This window comes from Rubrimonas cliftonensis, from assembly GCF_900107585.1.
GTDB lineage: Bacteria > Pseudomonadota > Alphaproteobacteria > Rhodobacterales > Rhodobacteraceae > Rubrimonas > Rubrimonas cliftonensis.
In genome coordinates this window covers 21,527-40,386 of record NZ_FNQM01000015.1, presented here as the reverse complement: position 1 = coordinate 40,386, position 18,860 = coordinate 21,527, and the positions used below count along the sequence as shown (strand labels likewise).

The following is an 18,860-nucleotide window of genomic DNA, read 5'->3' as shown; positions in this document are numbered from 1 at the left end:
GCCGCCGGCGTCCGGCCGCGCTCAGGCCTCCACTGGCGGCAGCAGCGCCAGCACGCGCGCCAGCGCCTCGACGCCTGCGGGTTCGAGGTCGGCCGTCACCGGCGCGAAGACGCGCGCGCGGTACTGGATGATCTCGACGAAGCAGCCGGCGGCCTTGAGCGCGCGGGCGAGGTCGGCGGGGGCGTTCTCGATCTCGCAGCGCTGGCTGCCGGCGACCAGCCGCCGCGCGAGGCGCGCGTCCTGCGCCAGCGCGATCTTCCGCCCGCCGATCATGACGGCGTGGGCGACGCCCTGCGCGTCGGTCGGGGCCGCGGCGCGCATGACGGCTGTCAGCCCCTTGAGCCGGTCGGGGGCGACGACGCGGCCGATCAGCGTGCGGCCGCAGTCGGTCGTCACGCGTCGGATGGTCGGGGCCTCTTCGCCGAGGTGCTTCCAGACCGGCAGGATCAGCCCGCCGATCAGGATGACCTCCTCGCGCTCGAACTCCGGCAGGGCGGCGACGGCGGCCTGCCAGAGGGCTGCGAAGCGGTCCTCGTCGCAGGCTCGCCAGCAGGATTTCCCGAGCTTGGCCAGCGTCATCACTTCGCGGCCGTGCGGGCGGAGCAGCTGCACCTGCTCCTCCACCATGCCGTCGTCGTGGTAGCGCGCGTTCCAGCCGCGCTGGAAGGCGACGGCGCCGCTGTCGTCGTTGACCATCGTCGCAAGCGCCTCGCCGTAGCGGCGGCGCATGTCTGCGACGCTGAAGCGCTCGATGCGGGTGGAAAGCCTGAGCCGCCAGCCGATCGTCTCGGCTCCGCTGACCGCGCAGGTCCGCAGGATGTGGGTCTCCAGGAGCTCGACGCTGTCGGCGACCAGCGTCGCGCAGCCGTCCTCCAGCTGGCCGGCGGCTTCGGCCTCGGCGACGCGCTCCGCGATGATGTCGGTGAACTCCTCGAATATGGCGTTCTGCTCGGCGATGCGCAGGGCGAGGATGCGGTTCAGGAACCGCGTGATCGGGGGCAGCTCCTCCAGCAGCGCGCCGTCCTCGCCGACGAGCTTCAGGCCGGTCTTCGCCTCGAACGCCTCCAGCGCGATCGAGCTTGCCTCGCCGCTGGACACGGCGGCGTAGAACACCCGCAGGGCCGCCTTGGCGAAGCGGCTCTCGAGGTTGTCCTCGGTGCGGAACATGCCCTGGCCGCCGGTTCTGGCAGCGCCCTTGGTGAGCGCGCCCAGGGAATCGAGCCGCCGGGAGATCGTGGAGATGAACCGCTTCTCGCCCTTCACGTCCGTCGTGACCGGCTTGAAGAGCGGGGCGGAGACCTGGTTGGAGCGATGCGTGCGGCCGAGGCCCTGGACGGCCGTATCGGCCTTCCAGCCCGCCTCGAGCAGGTAGTGGACGCGCCGCTCGCGGTTGGGCGCGTCGCGGTCGGCGTGGTAGCTGCGTCCGGTGCCGCCGGCCTCCGAGAAGACCAGGATGCGTTTGTCGCCGCGCATGAAGGCCTGCGTCTCGGCGGTGTTGGCGGCGCCGGCGCGGCGCTCGACGCGCAGCCGGCGTTCGCCGCCGTCCTCGACCTCGACGACGCGGCGCGTGCGCCCGGTCGCCTCCGCCACGGCGCGCGGTCCGAAGCGCCAGAGGATCTGGTCGAGCGCGGTCTGGACCGGCGTCAGCATGCAGAGGTTTTCGATCATCGCGTCGCGCAGGGCGGCCGCCTCGCGGCTCTCGACCACGCGGCCCGTCTCGTCGCGCACGAGCTCGGTGTAGGGGGCGCCGTTCTCGTCTTCGCACACCCGGCGCAACTCGGTGGGAAAGGCCTCGCGCAGGTACTCGACTACGTATTCGAGAGGCGTCGCACTAATCACCAGATCCTCGCGCTCCTCGGCCGTCAGCGCGTCGAGGCGGCGGTCCATCAGCGCCTCGCCGGTGGAGACGATCTGAATGACCGCGCTCATGCCGGCCGCGAGGGTCTCTTCGACGTCGTCGAGCATGGCCGGGGTCTTCATGCCGGTGAGCAGGTGGTTGAAGAAGCGCTGCTTGAGGCTTTCGAAGCGCGAGCGCACCGCCGCCTTCGCGGCCTTGTCGTTGCAGGCGCCGTCATGGCCAGTGATCCCGGTCGCTTTCATCGCCGCCTCGAGATTTCTGTGGATGACCTGGAACGAGTCGGCGAAGGCGTCGTAGACGGCGGTCTGCGCCGGGGTGAGGGCGTGCTCGAGGATCTCGTACTCGACGCCGTCGAAGCTGAGCGCGCGGGCGGTGTAGAGCCCCAGCGCCTTGAGGTCGCGCGCGACGACTTCCATCGCCGCGACGCCGCCGGCCTCCATCGCCGTCATGAAGGCCTCGCGGGTCTGGAATGGGTAGTCGCCCTGGCCCCAGAGGCCTAGGCGGCTGGCGTAGGCGAGGTTCTCGATGGTGGTGGCGCCGGTGGCCGAGACGTAGAGGACGCGCGCGCGGGGGGCTGCGAGTTGCAGGCGCAGGCCTGCGACGCCCTGCTGGCTGCCCTTCCTGTCGCCGCGATCGGACTTGGATCCTGCGGCGCCGCCCATGGCGTGGGCCTCGTCGAAGGCGATGACGCCTTCGAAACCGGCGCCGAGCCAGGCGGCGATCTGCTCCAGCCGGCCAGCCTTGCCCTGGCGCGGCCCGACGCGCAGCGTGGCGTAGGTGACGAAGAGGATGCCTTCCCGCCTTCGGACGTCTTCCCCGAGCTTCCACTTGGCGAGCGGGCGGACGTCGCCGGCGTCGCCGCCGAGGGCGGTCCAGTCGCGGATTGCGTCCTCGATCAGCTTGTCGGATTTCGAGAGCCAGACCGCGCGGCGCAGGCCGCGGTTCCAGGCGTCGAGGATGACGCCGGCTACCTGGCGGCCCTTGCCGCAGCCGGTGCCGTCGCCGAGGAAGAACCCGCGCCTGAGCTTGACCGCGTCGGGCGCGTCGTCGGGGCAGGCGACGGCGCTGCGCCATTCGGCGTCGATGCGCACCGCGCCGGGCAGGTCGCGCTCGAAGGCCTCCGCTGCGTAGATCAGCGTCTCGAGCTGGGCGTCGGAGAGCGCCCCGCGACGCACCAGCGACGCCGGAATCACGGGCTGTGCGGTCGGCGCCGGCGGCGCGATCGACGCCATCGCCGCAGATTCCACCAGCGGCGTGGGGTGCTCGCGCGCGTCCGGGATGGCGACGCGCCCAAGCCGCCAGGCCGCATAGAGGCCGTCCTCGCCGGATGCGGTCGCCTCGTCGCGCACCGTGTAGACGAGCGGCGCGCCCGCTTCGCGCCGGATGGCGAAGAGCAGCTCCGGCTCGCGCTCGGCGTTCGCGGAAGACGGCTCTGCGACGCGCTCAGAGCGTTTCGCGGCGGGCGGCGCGACGATGTGGGCGTCTGTCGGCGACGGGCGCGCGGCCTCAGAGGGTCCGCGCGTCAGCGTCGCGGCCATCGCCAGCGCCTCGTCCAGCGTAGCCGCCTGCGCGATGAGCGGCGCGACGTCGCTCTGGGCGATCTTGTCGAAGACCGCGAGCACCGTGTCGACGCGCACGCCGTGGCGGGCGAAGGCCGCGCCCGGCAGCGCGATGCGCGCGCGCAGGCAGGCGCGCTCCGTCGCCGCGATCCAGCCGGCGCGCCCTGAGCCTTCCGCCGAGAAGCCTGACGGCATGATCGCCGCGAGCCTGCCGCCGTCGGCGAGGCGCTTCAGCGCCGAGACGAGATGGCTGCCTGCGACGGTCGGATCGCCGGCGCGCGCGACTGTGGCGCTGAAGGGCGGGTTCATCACGACGAGGCTGGGGCGGATGTCGGGGTCGAGCAGGTCGTCGATGAACTCCGCGTCATGGGCCGTCGGCGCGACGCCGGTGGCGGCCTCGGCCAACGCGCGGCGATCTGCGTCGATCTCGTTCAGGACGAGCCTTGCGCCGAGGGCTGCGAGCGGCGCTGCGAGCAGTCCTGTGCCGCAGCTCGGCTCGAGCGCGGGCTCGCCGGCGCGCACATGGGCCGCTATCGCCGCGACGACGGCGAGCGGCAGGGGCGTGGAGAACTGCGACAGACGGTTCTGCGTCTCGCTGCGGCGCGATTGCAGCGGCAGGCGGGCGGCGGTCTTCGCGGCGAGCGCCGTGAGGGTTTCCGCGTCGCGGCGCTTCATCGCCTCGGCGTTGCGAATGAACGCCTTCGCCGCGGCCGCCTCGCCGACGTCGTAGGCCTGTCGCCACGACCACCGCCCACTGGCGTCCCCGCCGTCGAAGGCGTCGGTCATGAGCCGGCTGAGGAGCGCCGGCGTCAGCGCGGGGCCCGAGAGCGCGCGCAGGAACAGGGCGCGCGCGAGCTGGGCGAGCGCGGGGCCGGCGGCGGAAGGCGCGGCGTCTGCGATGGGGGTGAGCAGGTTCATGGCGCGGGGACCCTCTTTCTTGCGGCCCCCATGCGGGGCCGGAAGGAAGGGATGGCGCTTGGGCTTTGGCGCGCAGCGCTCGCGCAGCCGGTCCGGTCGGACGGGGCTGAGGATGCGTCAGCGCGCCGGTCGGCTGCGCGCGGCGCTGATCCAGTCGGAGCCGGCGTAGCCGATGGCATGGACGAACACGGTGCGTGTCGCGTCGTCGACGGTGAAGACGACGACAGCGCGGCGTCCGGCGGGGATCGCGCGCAGACCCGGCGCGATCTCGTCGCGGATCGAGCCGCGGTGGGGGATCTCGCCGAGCTTCTCGATGACGGCGCGGATCTCCGTGAGCTTGCGCCGTGCGGCGGCCTCGCCGGCGTAGTCGCCGATCAGCCGCCCGATGCGGACCAGGTCGCTGCGAACCGCGGGGTGCAGCCTGACGGCGTGGCTCACGCGCCGTCGGGCGCCGCGATGTCGCGTTCGACATCGGCGAACACGGCGTCGATGTCGCGATAGTCGTCGCGCGACGTGCCGAGACGCGCGCGAATGTCGTCGGCCATCGCGCCGAGCGCGGTCTCCCGCGCCTCCTCATCTTCGATCAGCCGCTCCACGGCGGCCGCGACTGCGGCGCTCGTCGTGGCGAACACCCCGTCGCGCACCTTTTCGCGGAGATAGCTGTGGTGCCGCTCGGTGAAGCTCAGCGTGGTCTTGACCGTCATGCCGCCCTCCGTATGACCAAGTCATACGATTTCTGCTCAGCGTCGCCAAGGCGATCGCCGCCGCCCGTGGCGTTGTTTCTCGACAATCGTCGTTGTGCAGTGCAGCATGTCGAGCGATGGCGCAGGTTGCGCGGAGGATGGCGGCGATGGACGGCGGCGGCGGCGTACGGGCTTCAAAAGGGTCGACCAGGCGCCCGCTGCAGGACGTCTGGCTCGCGGCGGCGGCGGCGCAGGCGGCGTCGGTGCTGATTTATCTGCGCAGCGGCGTAAAGCTCGAGGGCGTGGTGACGGCCTTCGACGCCTACGCGTTCCTTCTGGCGCGCGGCGGCGCTGCGCAACTCGTCTACAAGAGTTCGGTTGCGAGCGTGCAGAGCGCCATGATCCTGAACCTCCACGAGGACGGCGGTCCTCCCGGCGTCGACCGGGAGCGCGCAAACCGGGCGCCTGCCCGCCGCTTTGGCGGGCATTCCGACGGCGTGGTCCGCAAGCCGTTGGTCGAGCGCCGCAAGTTGCGCTGAGCAACTGCACGCGGAGCGTGTTGCGCACAGAAGCGCGCACAGAGTCTGTGGATGGATCGTCGGCGCGTTGATCGCGCGGCTACCCGACGCGCCCGATGCGGGCTATATTCGTTCGGCGCGCTGCGGCGGTCTCCGTCTTCATTCACGGGAACCCGCCGATGTTCGACAAACTCGCCGCCACGCCAGGCGTCGCGCGGCTGCGCACGCTGGGGCGCAGACACGCCAACGTCCGAGGTCTGGCCATCGCCGCCGCCAGCCTCGCCGCGCTCCTCGCGCTTCTCTATGCGCTGAGCGACATGTCAGCCTTCGGCGAGCGCCGCCGTCAGGCCGAAGAGGTCGCGTTCTCGCGCGCCTTCGCGCTGGCCACCACGCCCGACGCCGCGTCGGCCGACGGCGTCCTGTCCGGCGAGCTCGACAACGGTTGGCTGTTTCTAACGCGCCAGAACGGCGGCGAGTTGGCGGCGCGCATTCCAGCGTTCGCCGGCGACGTCGTCAGCGGGCTTTTCGTGCGCGCCGCGGTGCCGGTGAGCGATCTCGGGATCAGGAGCAGCGTCGGCTCCGTGCTCGGCATGCTGTTCACGCTGGCGCTCTTTGCGGTGCTCGGGCGCTACGCCATGACCATGACCGGGTTCGGCCGCCAGGTCGGTGAGGCGCTCTGGGTCGACGAGATTGCGACGCGGTTCGCCGACGTCGCGGGCGCCGACGAGGCGCGCCGCGACCTGACCGAGTTTGCGCGCATGATCCGGGGCGAGTTGTCCTACGGCGCCGTCGGCGCGCGCACGCCGAAGGGCGCGCTGCTGGTCGGCCCGCCCGGCACCGGCAAGACGCTGCTGGCGCGCGCGACCGCCGGCGAGGCGCGGGTGAACTTCATCGCCTGCGCCGGCAGCGATTTCGGCGGCATGCTGGTGGGGCAGGGGGCGCGCGACGTCGGCCAGGTCATGGCCCGCGCGCGGCGCATGGCGCCCTGCATCGTCTTCATCGACGAGATCGACGCGATCGGCAGGGCGCGCGGCAAGACCAGCCACACCGATTACGAGACGACGCTGATGAAGCTGCTGGCGGAAATGGACGGGATAGCGCCGTCCTCGGGTGTCTATTTCCTCGCCGCGACCAACCATGTCGACGCGCTCGATCCTGCGCTGGTGCGACCGGGCCGCTTCGACCGGGTGATCCGGGTGCCGCTGCCGGATCTGCCGGCCCGCGTGGCGATGCTGCGCATCCACACCCGGACGCTTGTCCTGGAGCACTCCCTGGACCTCGCCGAGGCGGCGGTGATGGCGCACGGGTTCTCCGGCGCGCAGCTGGAGGCGCTGGCCAACGAGGCCGCGATCCAGGCGGGCCGGCTCGGCGCCGCGGCGGTCGGCCTGGAGCATTTCCGCATCGCGCTGATGAAGGTGTCGATCGGCGAGCGCGTGGAGGGCGCGCCGCTGTCGCCGCAGGCGCGTCGACTGGTCGCGGCGCATGAGGCTGGTCACGCGGTGCTGGCGCTGACCGATCCCGACGCCGATCCGGTGGAGCGCGTGACCATCGTGCCGCATGGGCAGTCGCTCGGCCACGTCGCGGCGCGGCCGCCTGAGGATCTTCGGGTGATCGACGAGGCGCGCCTGCGCGCGCGGCTGCGGGTGCTGGCCGGCGGGCGCGCGGGCGAGATCGTGGCGTGCGGTCCTGAGCGGCGCAGCACGCTGGCGGCGGCCGACATCGCCGAGGTCTCAAGGCTGGCGCTGGAGATGGCGCACCATTGGGCGATGGCCGACGCGGCGGGATTTTTCAGCGAGCCCGACGCCGGCATGCTGGAGCGGCCCTCCGAAGCCGTCATGGCGCAGGCGCGCAGCATCGCCGCCGCCGCGCTCGCCGAGGCGACGGAGCGCGTGCACGCTCTGCGCGAATCGCACGAGACGCTGACGCGCCTTCTGCTCGAGCGGGAGACGTTGAGCGGCGAAGAGGCGGCGGCGGCGGTCTCCGAGCGGATGGCGGCGGCCTGACGCCGCCGTCCGGCCACCATATCTTGCGCTGCAGCGTAACGGCTCGCGCAAAGCGTGATGTTTTTGCCTCACCGACACCATTTCCAGTTGTGGGAATTGTGGGTAACTGGTGGAATCCTCGCGTTGATCCCGTGACCAGTCGCGAGGGTTGCCCATGCTCGATCTGTCGAAGCCGCCGCCGGAAGGGCATCCCCTCGCCGATTTCTGGGACTGTCTGCGCTGGCTCAAGGCCAATCGCGGCGCGCGTCGGCCGCCGAAGGATTTTCCGCCGATGCTGTGGGGCTCCACGCCCTATGTCGGAGCCCAGCCCGGCCCTTTTCTGAGCGATCCGCCGGATGAGACGCTCAACCGCCTCTGGTCCGCGGTCGAGCCTTCGCAACAGCTCGACATCGCGATCGGGCTGTTGCGGCTAGGGGTTCGCGGCGCGCAATTGCATCGCGATCTGGCGATGAACCAGCACGTCGTGCACGGTCTGGTCGACACCCTGGGATGCGGGCAGAAACCCGGCCCGCTGCCGACGATCCGGCAGATTTTCCGCCTGCATCCTTCTGCGTCGCAGGCGAACTCCCTGATCGACAGCCTCCTGAAGCGGCTCTTCTTCGGCCGCGCCGACAACATCCTCTACAGCATCCGGGCTTTCGAGCTCGCGTTCGCCGAGTATGACGCGGTCGTCGATGTCGAGAACGAGAAACTGAGCGCCGCCGAGGCGTGGTCGGTCTTCATCGCGCTGATCCTCGGGGAGCTTGAGGTGCGCATCTGCCACCGCGTGACTCAGCTCTATTTCACCAGAAAAGTTTTAAATACGCGATGCGCGTCATTTATGGACGATCCTGACAAGGGGCTCACTGCTGCGGATCGTATTCGTTTTTATCTGCAGTACGGATTGCTCTCGCGCTCCCGGTATTAGTCTTTGCTACGGCTATAGGGGGCGCCGCGCGGGCCCCCATGACGCGAATCGCGCCTGCCTTACAAAAGCCATAATGCGTGAAAATTAAGCAGATTCAATTCGCGCCATGAAAACAATATGTTGGCTGTAAACACTAAGTTCTAATTACCATTTTGTCGCACCAAAATGTTTACACGTGCGAAATCGATCGTTCTGCGTACCCTTGAATGCAGGAGGTCGCCATGTCCCAATACATGCTGCCGAGAACCGTAGACGAGCCTATCCAGATACTATTCTGGCGGCTTGACGAAGCGTTGCTGCCGATACTGGGTGTGATGATCGGCGGCATCATCGGCTACATGCTGCCGCTGTTTTTCGGCGGCGTCCTGTTTTCATTCGTCTACATGCGGCTGCGGCTCGGCATGCCAGAGATGTACGTGGTGCATCTGGCCTACTGGAACGGGCTCTACCCCGACCGCGGCCACAGCTTCATCAACGCCTTCGAGCGCGAGGTCGAGGCATGAAGCTCAGCGCTTTCAGCCTCACCTACGAGGCGCAGCACCGCGTGCTGATCGTGCTCTTCGGCGTGCTGGTCGTGATGACCGTGGCGCTGGCGACGATGGGGATCTCGCTGGTGCGCCGCGAACAGATCGTGGTGGTGGCGCCGCCGGTGCTCGATCGCGAGATGGCGATCGGGCGGTCCTCGGCCGACATCGACTACAAGCGCGCCTGGGCGGTCTTCGTCGCCGAGACGCTCGGCGACATCACGCCGGCCAACCTCGCCTTCATGCGCGAGACCGTGGAGCGGCTGGTCGACGCCAGCATCTACCGCGAGGTCACCGACCGGCTGGAGGCCGAACTCGACAAGGTGCGCCGCGACCAGCTCTCGATCAGCTTCCTGCCGCACCGCGTGCTGGTCGAGGAGGACCGCGACCGGGTGTTCGTCCACGGGATCAGCACGGTGCGCACGCCCTTGGGCGGCGAGGTCCGCACCGCGCGCACCTTCGAGATGACCATCGCGGTCAGCAACTACGCGCCGCGCCTCACCTTCCTGACCACCTACGCCGGCGACCCGCGCACCGCGGACGTCCTGGCCCGCATGCAGGAGCCCGCGCAATGACGCCGCGAACGACCTTCTGCGCCGCCGTCCTCGCCGCGCTGGCGGCCGGCGCTCTCATGGGCGCCGCGCGCGCCGACGGCATGGTCGACGGCGCCGAGGCGGCGCTTCGCGCCGGGGCCGGCGACGCGTCCGCGTCGGCCTCCGACGCCGTCGTCGCGAAGGTGTCCGTCGGGCCGAACGACGTGTGGGTCGCGCCCGGCGAGGAGGTCGCGCTGCGCGTCGCGCAGGGTCACATCAACCGCGTCGAGACGCCGTTTCCCGAGTTCGACATCTGGACGGAGAGTTCCGAGGAGTTCGAGCAGCGGGGCCACGTCTTCTACGTCTCGCCGGGCTCTGACCGTCCGATCTCGATGTTCGTGACGCCGAAAGGCGACGAACGCCTCGCCTTCAGCCTGATGCTGATCCCCGCCGCGATCCCGCCGGCGCAGATCCGGCTGCGCCTCGGCTCGGCCGACGGCGCCCTGCCGATCCCGATCGCCTATGGTCCCGGCGGGGCCGGCGCGGGCGCCGACAGGGCGCCTTACGTCGAGGCGACGCCGGCGATCTCCGCGCCGAGCTTCGAGAGCGGGCCCTACGAGGACAGCCTCGCCGCGCTCGTGAAGGCGTTCGTCGTCGGCATGGTGCCGCAGGGTTATGCGGCGGCGGGCCAGACCGGGGCCCATCCGCGCTGCCGCAACGTCGGCGCCATGTCGACGGCTTTCGGGGCGGGACAGCGCTTCATCGGCCCGGCCTTCGAGGTCTTCGTCGGCGTCGCCGCCAACGACAGCGGCGCGCGAAAAACCTTCGACGAGACCTGGTGCGCCGGTCCCGACGTCGCGGCCGTGGCGCTCTGGCCGAGCGCCGATCTCGGTCCCGGCCAGCGCGCCGAGGTCCTGGTCGTGCGCCGCCGGGCGCCGGTGAACGAGAGGCCGATGCGCATGCGCGCCAGCCTCGTCGGCGTCGAGTAGGGGAGATCTCGCCATGGCCGTGCAGATAACCCCGCGCAGCCGTCGACGGCTGGTCTGGGTCGGCGTCGTCGGCGGCGTTCTCGCTGTGGCGTGGTTCATGACGCTGGAGGACGCGGATGGCGTGCGGGTCGTGGAGACGCCGGCGATCGACGCGCTGATCATGCCGGGCGACACCTATTCGGAGTCGCTGGAGGCGGTGTCGGCGACCATGCAGGCGATGCTGCGCCGGCTCGCCGCGCTGGAGGCCTCCAATGTCGCCGAGCGCGACGCGCGGCGGCGCGAGCTTCAGCACCTCTCGGCGACCCTGCAGGCGGAGATGCTGAGCGCCGACGCCGCGCGCCGGCGCGCCGCCGAGATCGAACTGGGCAGCCTGCGCGCGGAGATGGCCGCGCTCGGGATCGCGGTTCCCGAAGGGACTGCGCCGACGCCGCGCGAGACGCCCGCCGCTGAAGCCGGCCCGTCGGTCCTGTCGTTGCCGTCGGGCGACGGCGCCGCGGCGGTCGACGCGCTGAAGGGCGCCGGCGACGACGAGGCCGCGCCGTCCGCCCCCGCGCCCAGCCCGGAAGCGGCCCCGGTCGAGCGAAAACCCCGCCCCAACGCCTTCGCCCGCAGCGAGCCCGTGCCGCCGCAGGTGCTGAGCGCCGAGGAGCTGCAGGCCGCCTTCGAGCGTTCGGGCGGCTCCGGCGGGTCGCGCGTCGCGACGCCCGCGTCCGTCTCCGCCGCCGGGCTCGAGGCGACGCCCGACGTCGGCGTGCGGCTGGTCGCGGCGGCGACGGCGTCAGGTCCGCGCCGCAGCGCCGTCGGCGGGGCGGAAGTCTTCCTGCCGACCGGCTCGATCCTGTCGGGCGTGCTGCTGACCGGCCTCGACGCGCCGGGCGGCTCGGCGGCCAAGGCCAATCCGGTGCCGGTGCTCCTGCGGCTCAAGCACGAGGCGATCCTGCCCAACCGTTTCGGCGCCGACGTGCGCGAGTGCTTCGCGCTGCTCTCGGCCTTCGGCGATCTCAGCTCCGAGCGCGCCTCGATGCGCGGCGAGCAGATCTCCTGCATCCTCATGGACGGCACCGTCATGCAGCGGCCGCTCAAGGCCTATGGCGTCGGCGAGGACGGCAAGGCCGGCACGCGCGGCCGCGTGGTGACGCGCCAGGGCGCCTTCATCGCCCGCGCCATCCTCGTCGGCGTGCTCGACGGCGTGGCGCAGGCCTTCAACGACGGCGTGCAGGTCTCGGTCGGTCAGGCCGAGTCCGCCGGCGGCGCCGCGATCAGCGGCTTCGGCGTGGGCTTCGGCTCCGCCTTCGACCGCATCGCCGACTGGTATCTCGAACAGGCCGACGCGCTGTTTCCCGTCATCGAGATCGATGTCGGGCGCTCGGTCGACATTGTGCTCACCGAAGGGCTGGAGTTCCGGCTCGATCTTGGAGGCGTGCGATGAGCCTGCAACCCCTCTCCGCGCTCGGCGCGCTGGCGCTCGGCTGCGCAGCGCTCGCCGGCTGCTCCTCCGGCGTCGCCGTGCCCGGCGAGACCGAATACTCCTGCGCCGGCCGCCCCGACGGCGTGGTGTGCCAGTCGACGCGCGGCATCTACGCGCTGACCGACACGCGCGACCATGTCCATCAGGACGATCTGGCGGCGCCCGTCAGCCCCGGCGCCGGCGGCGCCCCTGTCGCGGTCTCGCCGGCCGGCGCGCCGGCAGCCTCGGCCGCGCCGACGGCGCCGCGCGAGGGCGTCCTCGCCGCCGCGATCCCTGCGCCGGCCCCTGCGCCGGTCGCCGATCCGCGCGCCTTCGCGCTGGCCTCCGTCGCGGGGCCGACGCGCCGCGACGCGCGGGTGGTGCGGATCTGGATCGCGCCCTGGCAGGACCAGCACGGCGATCTGCGCATGCCCGGCCACATCTACGCCGAGGTCTCGCCGCGCAGCTGGAGCCTTGGCGCGCCGCCGCCGGTCGCGGAGGCCTCCAATCTGCTGATGACGCCTGAGATGATCCAGGCGCGCGACGGGGATGCGCCGACGGCCGGCGCTCCCCTGACGCTGCCGGCCGCCCAGCCGGCGCGTCCCGTTCCGCCCGCGGGCGGCCCGCAGCCGGGTCGGCCGAGGACGATCGAAGTCCGCTCCTAGACGACGCGAGAGCCGCCGGCTCCGCGCAACCGCCCTTTTGGGCGGACGGGAGAGGTTTGTCTTGAGACCGTCGAGTACGCGCAAGAAAAAAATGCCGCTGACAAACAAAATAAGTGACAAAAGCGGAAATACATGATAGCCTGAGGCGGCCCGATACATGGGCTATCGAAGCAACCACAAGCAATGAGGAGTACTGCAATGACCCTGATGAAGTTCCGCGTCGATCCACGGATGGCGTGGATGATTGCGCTCGGCGCCTTCTTCGCCGTCGCCATCCCGGCGCTCTTGTCGGCGACCACGCTCGGCGGCGCGCAGTTCACGCCGGTCTACGCCGGCATCGTCGCCCTGCTGACCGGCGTGCCCGGCAAGATCGGCGTGATCGTCCTGTTCGCGGTGACGATGTTCCAGGTGGTGCGCGGCGGCCTCGGCCTCGCCGGGCTCGCCTTCGTCGTCGCGCTCATGCTCGCCAACATCGGCGCCATCGTCGACGCCTTCTTCGGCGCGACGCTGCCGCTCGCCGGCTGACGGGAGGGCAGGATCATGACGCCGCGGGCGCAGCAAAACACAACCGTCGCAGCGCGCAACTGGGTCGGCCCTGCGCCCGCGGCGCTTCTTGTCGCGACGCTTGCGGCGTCGCTTGTCAGCCTCGGGCTCGCCGCGCCGCCGGCGACTGCCGGGGGCCTGGCGGCGTCGCCGCTTCTCGGCGGCGTCGAGGAGATGGCCGTCGTGCCCGGCGGCCCCTGGCGCGCCGCCCGCGTGGCGGGCTCCGACGCGCTCTACTTCGTCTCCGGCAACGGCCGCTGGGTGGTCAAGGGCGAGGCCTACGATCTCTGGGGAGGCGAGCGGCTCAGCGATTTCGAGGCGATGCGCGCCTCCACGCGCAGCATCCGGCTCACTGGACTGGGGCCGATCTGGAACGACCTCGCCCCGGTGTCTTTCGGCGACGGCGCCGAGGACGTCATCGTCTTCTCCGATCCGCGCTGTCCGACCTGCGAGGCGCTGATCCACAGGTTGCGCAGCTTCGAGGACCGCTACCGCATCGTCGTCCTGCAGATCCCGATCCTCGGCGAGGCGTCCGGGCGCATCGTCAAGACGGTCCATTGCGCGCAGGACGCGGACGCCGCCCGCGCCGTGGTGCGCGACGGCGCGCCCGCAGCGAAGCTCGCGGTGCGGCCGGACTGCGACGGCGAGGCCATCCTGCGCCGCATCGCCACCGCCCAGCTCATCGGTCTGCAGGGCGTGCCTTTCATGATCCACGCACCGTCGGGGCGCTTCATCGAAGGCGAGCCCGACGATCTCGCCGCCTGGCTGGAGGCGGGACGATGACGCTGCCAGCTTCGGTCCTGTCGCCGGTGATCGCCTACGCGCTGGATGAGCGCGTCTTCGTCGGCCATGACCAGACCATCGGTTTCGGGTTTCACTGCCTGCCGCGCCCCGGCGCCGGCGACCGCTCCGAGCAGCACGTCCGCACGCTGCTGGAGGATGAGTTCCCGCCCGGGACCATGATGCAGATCCTGCTCTACGCCTCGCCCAACCTCGTGGAGGCGCGCAAGCGGGCGATGACGCATTTCTGCGCCGACGCGGGCAACGCGCCGGCGGCGATGATGCGCGGCGCGGTCTCCTGGCTCTACGACCACGCGGGAGGACCGTTCGACGAGTTCGCCGGCGTCTGGCTGCGCGATTTCCGCGTCGCGATCTCGCTGAAGACGCCGATGGACGGCGCGACGCCGACCGACGCGGAGATCGACCGCGCCCGCCAGACGGCGCGGCGCATGGAGCGCGCGCTGAACGCGCTCGACGTCGCGCCGCAGCCGATGACCGCCAAGAGCTGGATCACGACCTGCTCGGAGCTTCTCAACCGCGGCGAGCACGCCTCGTGGCGGCGTTTCGGCGAGGTCCATGTCGACGAGGAGACGCCGCTCAATCGCCAGCTGCTCGATCTCGGCTCGCGGCTGCGCTTCGAGAGCGGCGCGGTCGATCTGGAGGGCGGCGGCCATCTCGCCTTCCTGTCGCCGCGCAGTTTCGGCGAGAGCGCCTGGTTCGGCATGTCTTCCGCGCTTGTCGGCGATCTGATGCAGGGCAGGCGCGGGCTGCGCGGACCGTTCTTCGTCAACGTCAACATCCACTACCCCTCGGCGGAGTCGATGAAGTCGCGCCTCGGCAAGAAGCGCGCCTGGACCGTCAATCTCGTCGGCACGCAGTTCCGCCGCTGGATGCCGGCGCTGGAGGGCCGCTACCGCGATTTCGAGACCATCAGCCGCGCCATGGAGGACGGTCGCCGCCCGGTGCGCTTCTCGGTGACGCTCGGCGTCTACGGCCGCGATCGCGACGAGCTCGACCGCGCCGTCACCGACGCCATCGGCTACTGGGGCGAGTACAACACCATCCTGCTGCGCGACCGCTACATCTGCCGGCCGCTGCTCATCAACAGCCTGCCGCTCGGCGCCGACCGCCGCTGCGACGCCGATCTCGGCCGCTACCACACCATGACGACGCAGGAGGTCGCCTGCTTCGCGCCGCTCTTCGGCGCCTGGCGCGGCACCGGCAGCCCGTCGCTGCATCTCGCGGCGCGCGACGGACAGGTCATGAGCTTCGATCTCTTCGACGGCTCCACGAACTTCAACGGCGTGATCGCCGCGGAGTCCGGCGCCGGCAAGAGCTTTCTCATGCAGCTCATGACCACGAGCTACCTCGCGCAGGGAGCCATGGTCTGGACCATCGACAACGGCGGCTCCTACGCCAACCTCTGCGAGACGCTCGGCGGCGAGTACATCGACTTCGGCGAACGGCCGATGTCGCTGAACCCGTTTCGGCTGGTGCGCGATTACGCCCGCGAGAACGCGCTCCTGCAGCGGCTGGTCGCCTCCATGGCCGCCCCCACCCAGCCGCTCGACGATCTGCAGAACGCCACCCTCGAGGAGTGCATGAAGGCGGTCTGGGCCGAGTACGGCCTCGACATGACGGTCGACCTGATCGCGAAGCGCCTGAAGTCCTCGAAAGACAGCCGCGACGTCGATCTCGGCCGCAGGCTCTACGCCTTCACCTCCGAGGGCCAGTACGGGCACTACTTCGCCGGCGACAACACCATCAGCTTCTCCGCCAGCTACACCGTGCTCGAGCTCGGCGGGCTGAAGAACCAGCCGCATCTGCAGGCCGTGGTGCTGCAGCAGCTCGTCTACCAGATCCAGCAGGCCATGGCGGAGCTGTCGCGCCAGCGCCGCACGCTGATGTTCATCGACGAGGCGTGGGAGCTCCTGCGCGAGGGCGAGATCGCCAAGTTCATCGAGAGCGGCTACCGGCGCTTCCGCAAGGAATGGGGCGCGATGGTCATCGCCACCCAGTCGCTCGGCGATCTCTACGGCTCCGACGTCGGCCTCGCCATCGCCGAGAACTCAGCCACAAAGATCCTGCTCGGCCAGCGCGCCGATGTCATCGAGCGGTTGGTGACGAAAGGCCAGCTCCTGCTCGACCCCGGCCACATCGAGCAGCTGAAGACCGTCCGCTCGGTGCGCGACGCGTTCTCGGAGGCTTTCTTCCAGACCGACCGCGGGACCGGGATCGGCCGCATCGTCGTCGATCCCGCCATGCGGCTCCTGTTCTCCAGCCACGCCCCCGACGTCTCCGCCATCCGCCGCCATCGCGCCGCAGGCCTCACGCTCGACCAGGCCGTCGACGCGGTCCTCGCCGAGCGCGCGCGCACGGCCATGGCGGCTGAATGACCGCATTCGCAAGAAGGACCAGGCTCCATGACCGCGCTCAGATCCACCATCGCCCGCCTGCCTGGCGCCGACGCGGCGCCCGCCGGACCGCCTCCCGCGTCCGCGCGCATCGACTGGGTCGTCGTCGCCGCCGTCGCCGTGCTCGGCGTCGCCGGCGCCGCGTATCTCAAACTCGGCGTCGTCGACCGCATCGCCGATCTGGAGGCGGCGCTCCAGTCGCGCCCTCCGGTCGCCGTCATCGACTACGCCTCGATCCAGGAGGCGCTCGCCGCCGGCGCCGCGCCCGCCGACATCCAGCCCGCCTTCGCCGCCGTGAAGGGCCGCGCCGCGGCGCTCAAGGAACAGGGTTTCCTCGTCATCAACCGCGCCGCGGTGGAGACGGCGCCGGACCGTCTCCTGCTGACCGCCGCCCCGGTCTATCTCGCCCCGCGCGCGCCAGTCGCGCCGGGCCTCGTTTCTCAGAGTGCGTCGCCAGCGCCGACGCCGGCGCAGGACGCGCCTTCGCCGCGCGGCGCGATGACGGACGCCGAGGCCGCCGCCATGCTGCGCGCCTTCACCGCGCCGGGAGCGGTCCGGTGAACGCGGCCTCGATGATGCGGCGATTGCGCCTGTTCGGCCGCTATGCGCGGGCGGGCGTTCGCCGACGGCGTCATGTCGTGGCGCTGCTCATCGGGCTGGGTGGCTACGGCTCGATGGCCGTCGACGCCGTCGCGGCCAACTGGCAGCTCGCCTTCGACCCGCAGTCCAACCGTTCGCTCGCCGAGGGGGTGCTGTTCCTGCTCGACAAGCGCGCGGCGGGCCCGGAGCTTCAGCGCGGCGACATCGTCGCCTTCCGCCCGCCGGCGCATGCGGCGGCGCTCTTTCCCGAACCGGAGCGGCTGAAGTTCATCAAGCGCGCCGCCGGCCTGCCCGGCGACCGCGTCGAGGTCACGGTCCGCGACACCCGCGTCAACGGCGTCGTCGTCGGCGAAGGCCTCGCCCTCGCCGCGTTCCTGCAGGCCGACGTCGGGTTCTTCGTTCGATCGTTCACCGTGCCCGAAGGCTTCCTGTTTCCCATGGGCGAGACCGAGGACAGCTACGACGGCCGCTACTACGGCCTGACGCCTTTCGCCTCGATCCTCGGCCGCGCGCGGAGGCTGCTGTGATCTCGCGGGGCCGCGCGCTGCGCGACGCGCTGATCTGCGGCGTCGCCGCCGTCAGCCAGAGCCCGGTCTTCTACGCCGCCGCCGCCGCGCTGATCGCGACCGCGCTCTGGGCCGACGAGCCGAACGGCCGTCGCGGCCTCGATCCCGCCGCCGTCGCCGCCGACGTCGCCGCGCGCAGTCAGGCCGGAGGCGGCGCCTTCGACGGCCTGGCGCTGGAGGCGCTGCTGCCGCAAGCGCAGCGTCCCGGCGCCGACGCGCTGGCCCGGCTGCGGCGGCTCATCGAGGCCGACGCCGGGATGCCGGAACGTCCCGCCGACGCGGTCGGTGCGCCGGCGGCGGTCGCCGCGGCCGATCCCGCCGCGCCCGACCGAAAAACGCCGCTGCGCTATCTCGTCTTCGCCAGCGAAGCGCTGGGATCGGGCGCGCTGGCCGCCATCGACGCGCTCGCCGCCGCGCGCGGCGACATGGAGGTGGCGTTTCGCGGCCTGCGCCCTGGCGAGAGCATCGACGCTTTCGCCGAGCGCCGTCTGCGCGGTCGCACTGCGGCTCCGGCGACGATCGATCCCCGGCCGTTTCGCGATCACGGCGTCGACCGCGTCCCCGCGATCCTCGACCGCGCCACCGGGAAACTGGTCTGGGGCGTCGCTGACCCCGACGCCATGGACGGCCGCGACGGCGGCGAGGTGCTTGGGAGCCTCGTCGAGGTTTCCGAGATCGACATGGCGACGGCGATGCGCGAGCGCGCGCTCGCCGTCGACTGGACCGGCCGCATGCAGACTGCGGCCGACACGTATTTCGAGCGCGCCAGGATGGAGCGGCTCGCGCCCGCCCGCGAGGCGCGCACCCGCCGCATCGACGCGCGCGTGCGGCTGGCGAACGACTTCGTGCTGCCCGACGGCCGCGTCGTCGCGCGGGCCGGCGATCTGCTCGATCCCACCGAACTGATGCCGCTGACGCTGACGCTGGTGGTGTTCGACCCCCGCGACGCGCGCGAGGTCGACATCGTGGCCGATCTCCTGCCCGACATCGCGCGGCCCGTGCTGATCGCCAGCCAGATTGATCCGCTGGAGGGCTGGAAGACCTTCGAGCGGCTGGCGGCGCGTCTCAATGAGCCAGTCTATCTGCTGAAGCCCGACATCCGGTCGCGCTTCGCCCTCGAGCGCACCGTCTCCGTCGTCACCGGCGGGCCGCGCGGCTCGGGCTGGTTCGAGGTCCGCGAGATCCCGCGGCCCCTGGGCGAGGCTCGGGGCTGATGTGGCGCGCTCGTCTCACGGCCCTCGGCCGCTGTTTCGACCCCGCCATCCTGCTGGTGGCGCGCGCGAGCCTGTTTCTTGTCTTGCTCACCCTGTTGTCGGTCACGGCTCTCGGTCTTCTCGCTGCGATGGCGCCCAT

The 18,860-nt window shown here is 71.2% G+C and carries 17 protein-coding genes; 14 read left to right on the top strand and 3 right to left on the bottom strand.

All coding sequences use genetic code 11. The features are described from left to right. Nucleotides 1–21: 21 nt before the first annotated feature. From BLW43_RS17430 to BLW43_RS17420, 3 genes are all read right to left on the bottom strand, one after another. Nucleotides 22–4,335: a strawberry notch-like NTP hydrolase domain-containing protein gene (locus BLW43_RS17430; RefSeq protein WP_093255414.1), complete on the bottom strand. Its 4,314-nt coding sequence runs from the start codon at nucleotides 4,333–4,335 to the stop codon at nucleotides 22–24. Between the two features lie 117 nt (nucleotides 4,336–4,452). Beyond that, entirely contained in the window at nucleotides 4,453–4,773 is a 321-nt protein-coding gene (locus BLW43_RS17425; RefSeq protein WP_093255413.1) for a type II toxin-antitoxin system RelE/ParE family toxin, read from the bottom strand. Further along, nucleotides 4,770–5,039, bottom strand: a complete 270-nt coding sequence (locus BLW43_RS17420) for a type II toxin-antitoxin system ParD family antitoxin (RefSeq protein ID WP_093255411.1) — start codon at nucleotides 5,037–5,039, stop codon at nucleotides 4,770–4,772. The genes BLW43_RS17425 and BLW43_RS17420 overlap by 4 nt, the downstream gene beginning before the upstream one ends. Before the next feature lie 146 nt (nucleotides 5,040–5,185). On the opposite strand from BLW43_RS17420, the gene BLW43_RS17415 reads away from it, so the two are divergent. The 14 genes from BLW43_RS17415 (at nucleotide 5,186) to BLW43_RS17355 (ending at nucleotide 18,721) form a co-directional block, all read left to right on the top strand. Continuing rightward, nucleotides 5,186–5,557, top strand: coding sequence for an RNA chaperone Hfq (locus tag BLW43_RS17415; RefSeq protein ID WP_175478976.1), 372 nt, complete (start codon nucleotides 5,186–5,188; stop codon nucleotides 5,555–5,557). A gap of 158 nt (nucleotides 5,558–5,715) precedes the next feature. Beyond that, entirely contained in the window at nucleotides 5,716–7,539 is a 1,824-nt protein-coding gene (locus BLW43_RS17410; RefSeq protein WP_139284122.1) for an AAA family ATPase, read from the top strand. A 154-nt stretch (nucleotides 7,540–7,693) separates the two neighbouring features. Further along, nucleotides 7,694–8,446 (top strand): hypothetical protein, encoded by a 753-nt coding sequence (locus tag BLW43_RS17405; protein ID WP_093255408.1) that lies wholly within the window; start codon nucleotides 7,694–7,696, stop codon nucleotides 8,444–8,446. 221 nt (nucleotides 8,447–8,667) lie between these two features. Next, nucleotides 8,668–8,949 (top strand): type IV conjugative transfer system protein TraL, encoded by a 282-nt coding sequence (gene traL / locus BLW43_RS17400; RefSeq protein WP_175478975.1) that lies wholly within the window; start codon nucleotides 8,668–8,670, stop codon nucleotides 8,947–8,949. After that, on the top strand, nucleotides 8,946–9,545 hold the full coding sequence (locus BLW43_RS17395; protein WP_093255405.1) for a TraE/TraK family type IV conjugative transfer system protein: 600 nt from the start codon (nucleotides 8,946–8,948) through the stop codon (nucleotides 9,543–9,545). The genes traL and BLW43_RS17395 overlap by 4 nt, the downstream gene beginning before the upstream one ends. Then, nucleotides 9,542–10,492, top strand: a complete 951-nt coding sequence (locus tag BLW43_RS17390) for a TraK domain-containing protein (RefSeq protein ID WP_093255404.1) — start codon at nucleotides 9,542–9,544, stop codon at nucleotides 10,490–10,492. Before BLW43_RS17395 ends, BLW43_RS17390 begins: the two co-directional genes overlap by 4 nt. Nucleotides 10,493–10,505: 13 nt before the next feature. Then, entirely contained in the window at nucleotides 10,506–11,921 is a 1,416-nt protein-coding gene (locus tag BLW43_RS17385; RefSeq protein ID WP_093255403.1) for a TraB/VirB10 family protein, read from the top strand. After that, entirely contained in the window at nucleotides 11,918–12,604 is a 687-nt protein-coding gene (locus BLW43_RS17380; protein ID WP_093255402.1) for a TraV family lipoprotein, read from the top strand. Before BLW43_RS17385 ends, BLW43_RS17380 begins: the two co-directional genes overlap by 4 nt. Before the next feature lie 198 nt (nucleotides 12,605–12,802). Further along, nucleotides 12,803–13,129: a hypothetical protein gene (locus BLW43_RS17375; protein ID WP_093255401.1), complete on the top strand. Its 327-nt coding sequence runs from the start codon at nucleotides 12,803–12,805 to the stop codon at nucleotides 13,127–13,129. A 15-nt stretch (nucleotides 13,130–13,144) separates the two neighbouring features. Then, a complete protein-coding gene (locus BLW43_RS17370; protein WP_093255399.1) occupies nucleotides 13,145–13,930 on the top strand; it encodes a thioredoxin domain-containing protein in 786 nt (261 codons plus the stop codon). Next, nucleotides 13,927–16,323 (top strand): type IV secretion system protein TraC, encoded by a 2,397-nt coding sequence (gene traC / locus BLW43_RS17365; protein ID WP_093255398.1) that lies wholly within the window; start codon nucleotides 13,927–13,929, stop codon nucleotides 16,321–16,323. Before BLW43_RS17370 ends, traC begins: the two co-directional genes overlap by 4 nt. Nucleotides 16,324–16,350: 27 nt before the next feature. After that, nucleotides 16,351–16,902, top strand: coding sequence for a hypothetical protein (locus BLW43_RS23680; protein WP_175478974.1), 552 nt, complete (start codon nucleotides 16,351–16,353; stop codon nucleotides 16,900–16,902). Then, nucleotides 16,899–17,468 carry a signal peptidase I gene (lepB, locus tag BLW43_RS23675; RefSeq protein ID WP_175478973.1) on the top strand — a complete coding sequence of 190 codons (570 nt, stop codon included), beginning with the start codon at nucleotides 16,899–16,901 and terminating at the stop codon, nucleotides 17,466–17,468. The genes BLW43_RS23680 and lepB overlap by 4 nt, the downstream gene beginning before the upstream one ends. Continuing rightward, nucleotides 17,465–18,721, top strand: a complete 1,257-nt coding sequence (locus BLW43_RS17355; protein ID WP_093255396.1) for a TrbC family F-type conjugative pilus assembly protein — start codon at nucleotides 17,465–17,467, stop codon at nucleotides 18,719–18,721. The genes lepB and BLW43_RS17355 overlap by 4 nt, the downstream gene beginning before the upstream one ends. Nucleotides 18,722–18,860 lie beyond the last annotated feature (139 nt).

Bases quoted from the DNA above. Each gene is read 5' to 3' on its own strand.
- traC (WP_093255398.1), top strand. From the start codon at position 13,927: ATGACGCTGCCAGCTTCGGTCCTGTCGCCGGTGATCGCCTACGCGCTG.
- BLW43_RS17390 (WP_093255404.1), top strand. From the start codon at position 9,542: ATGACGCCGCGAACGACCTTCTGCGCCGCCGTCCTCGCCGCGCTGGCG.
- BLW43_RS17420 (WP_093255411.1), bottom strand. From the start codon at position 5,039: ATGACGGTCAAGACCACGCTGAGCTTCACCGAGCGGCACCACAGCTAT.
- traL (WP_175478975.1), top strand. From the start codon at position 8,668: ATGTCCCAATACATGCTGCCGAGAACCGTAGACGAGCCTATCCAGATA.
- BLW43_RS17410 (WP_139284122.1), top strand. From the start codon at position 5,716: ATGTTCGACAAACTCGCCGCCACGCCAGGCGTCGCGCGGCTGCGCACG.
- BLW43_RS17415 (WP_175478976.1), top strand. From the start codon at position 5,186: ATGGACGGCGGCGGCGGCGTACGGGCTTCAAAAGGGTCGACCAGGCGC.
- BLW43_RS17380 (WP_093255402.1), top strand. From the start codon at position 11,918: ATGAGCCTGCAACCCCTCTCCGCGCTCGGCGCGCTGGCGCTCGGCTGC.
- BLW43_RS17375 (WP_093255401.1), top strand. From the start codon at position 12,803: ATGACCCTGATGAAGTTCCGCGTCGATCCACGGATGGCGTGGATGATT.
- BLW43_RS17430 (WP_093255414.1), bottom strand. From the start codon at position 4,335: ATGAACCTGCTCACCCCCATCGCAGACGCCGCGCCTTCCGCCGCCGGC.
- BLW43_RS23680 (WP_175478974.1), top strand. From the start codon at position 16,351: ATGACCGCGCTCAGATCCACCATCGCCCGCCTGCCTGGCGCCGACGCG.
- BLW43_RS17405 (WP_093255408.1), top strand. From the start codon at position 7,694: ATGCTCGATCTGTCGAAGCCGCCGCCGGAAGGGCATCCCCTCGCCGAT.
- BLW43_RS17395 (WP_093255405.1), top strand. From the start codon at position 8,946: ATGAAGCTCAGCGCTTTCAGCCTCACCTACGAGGCGCAGCACCGCGTG.
- BLW43_RS17370 (WP_093255399.1), top strand. From the start codon at position 13,145: ATGACGCCGCGGGCGCAGCAAAACACAACCGTCGCAGCGCGCAACTGG.
- BLW43_RS17385 (WP_093255403.1), top strand. From the start codon at position 10,506: ATGGCCGTGCAGATAACCCCGCGCAGCCGTCGACGGCTGGTCTGGGTC.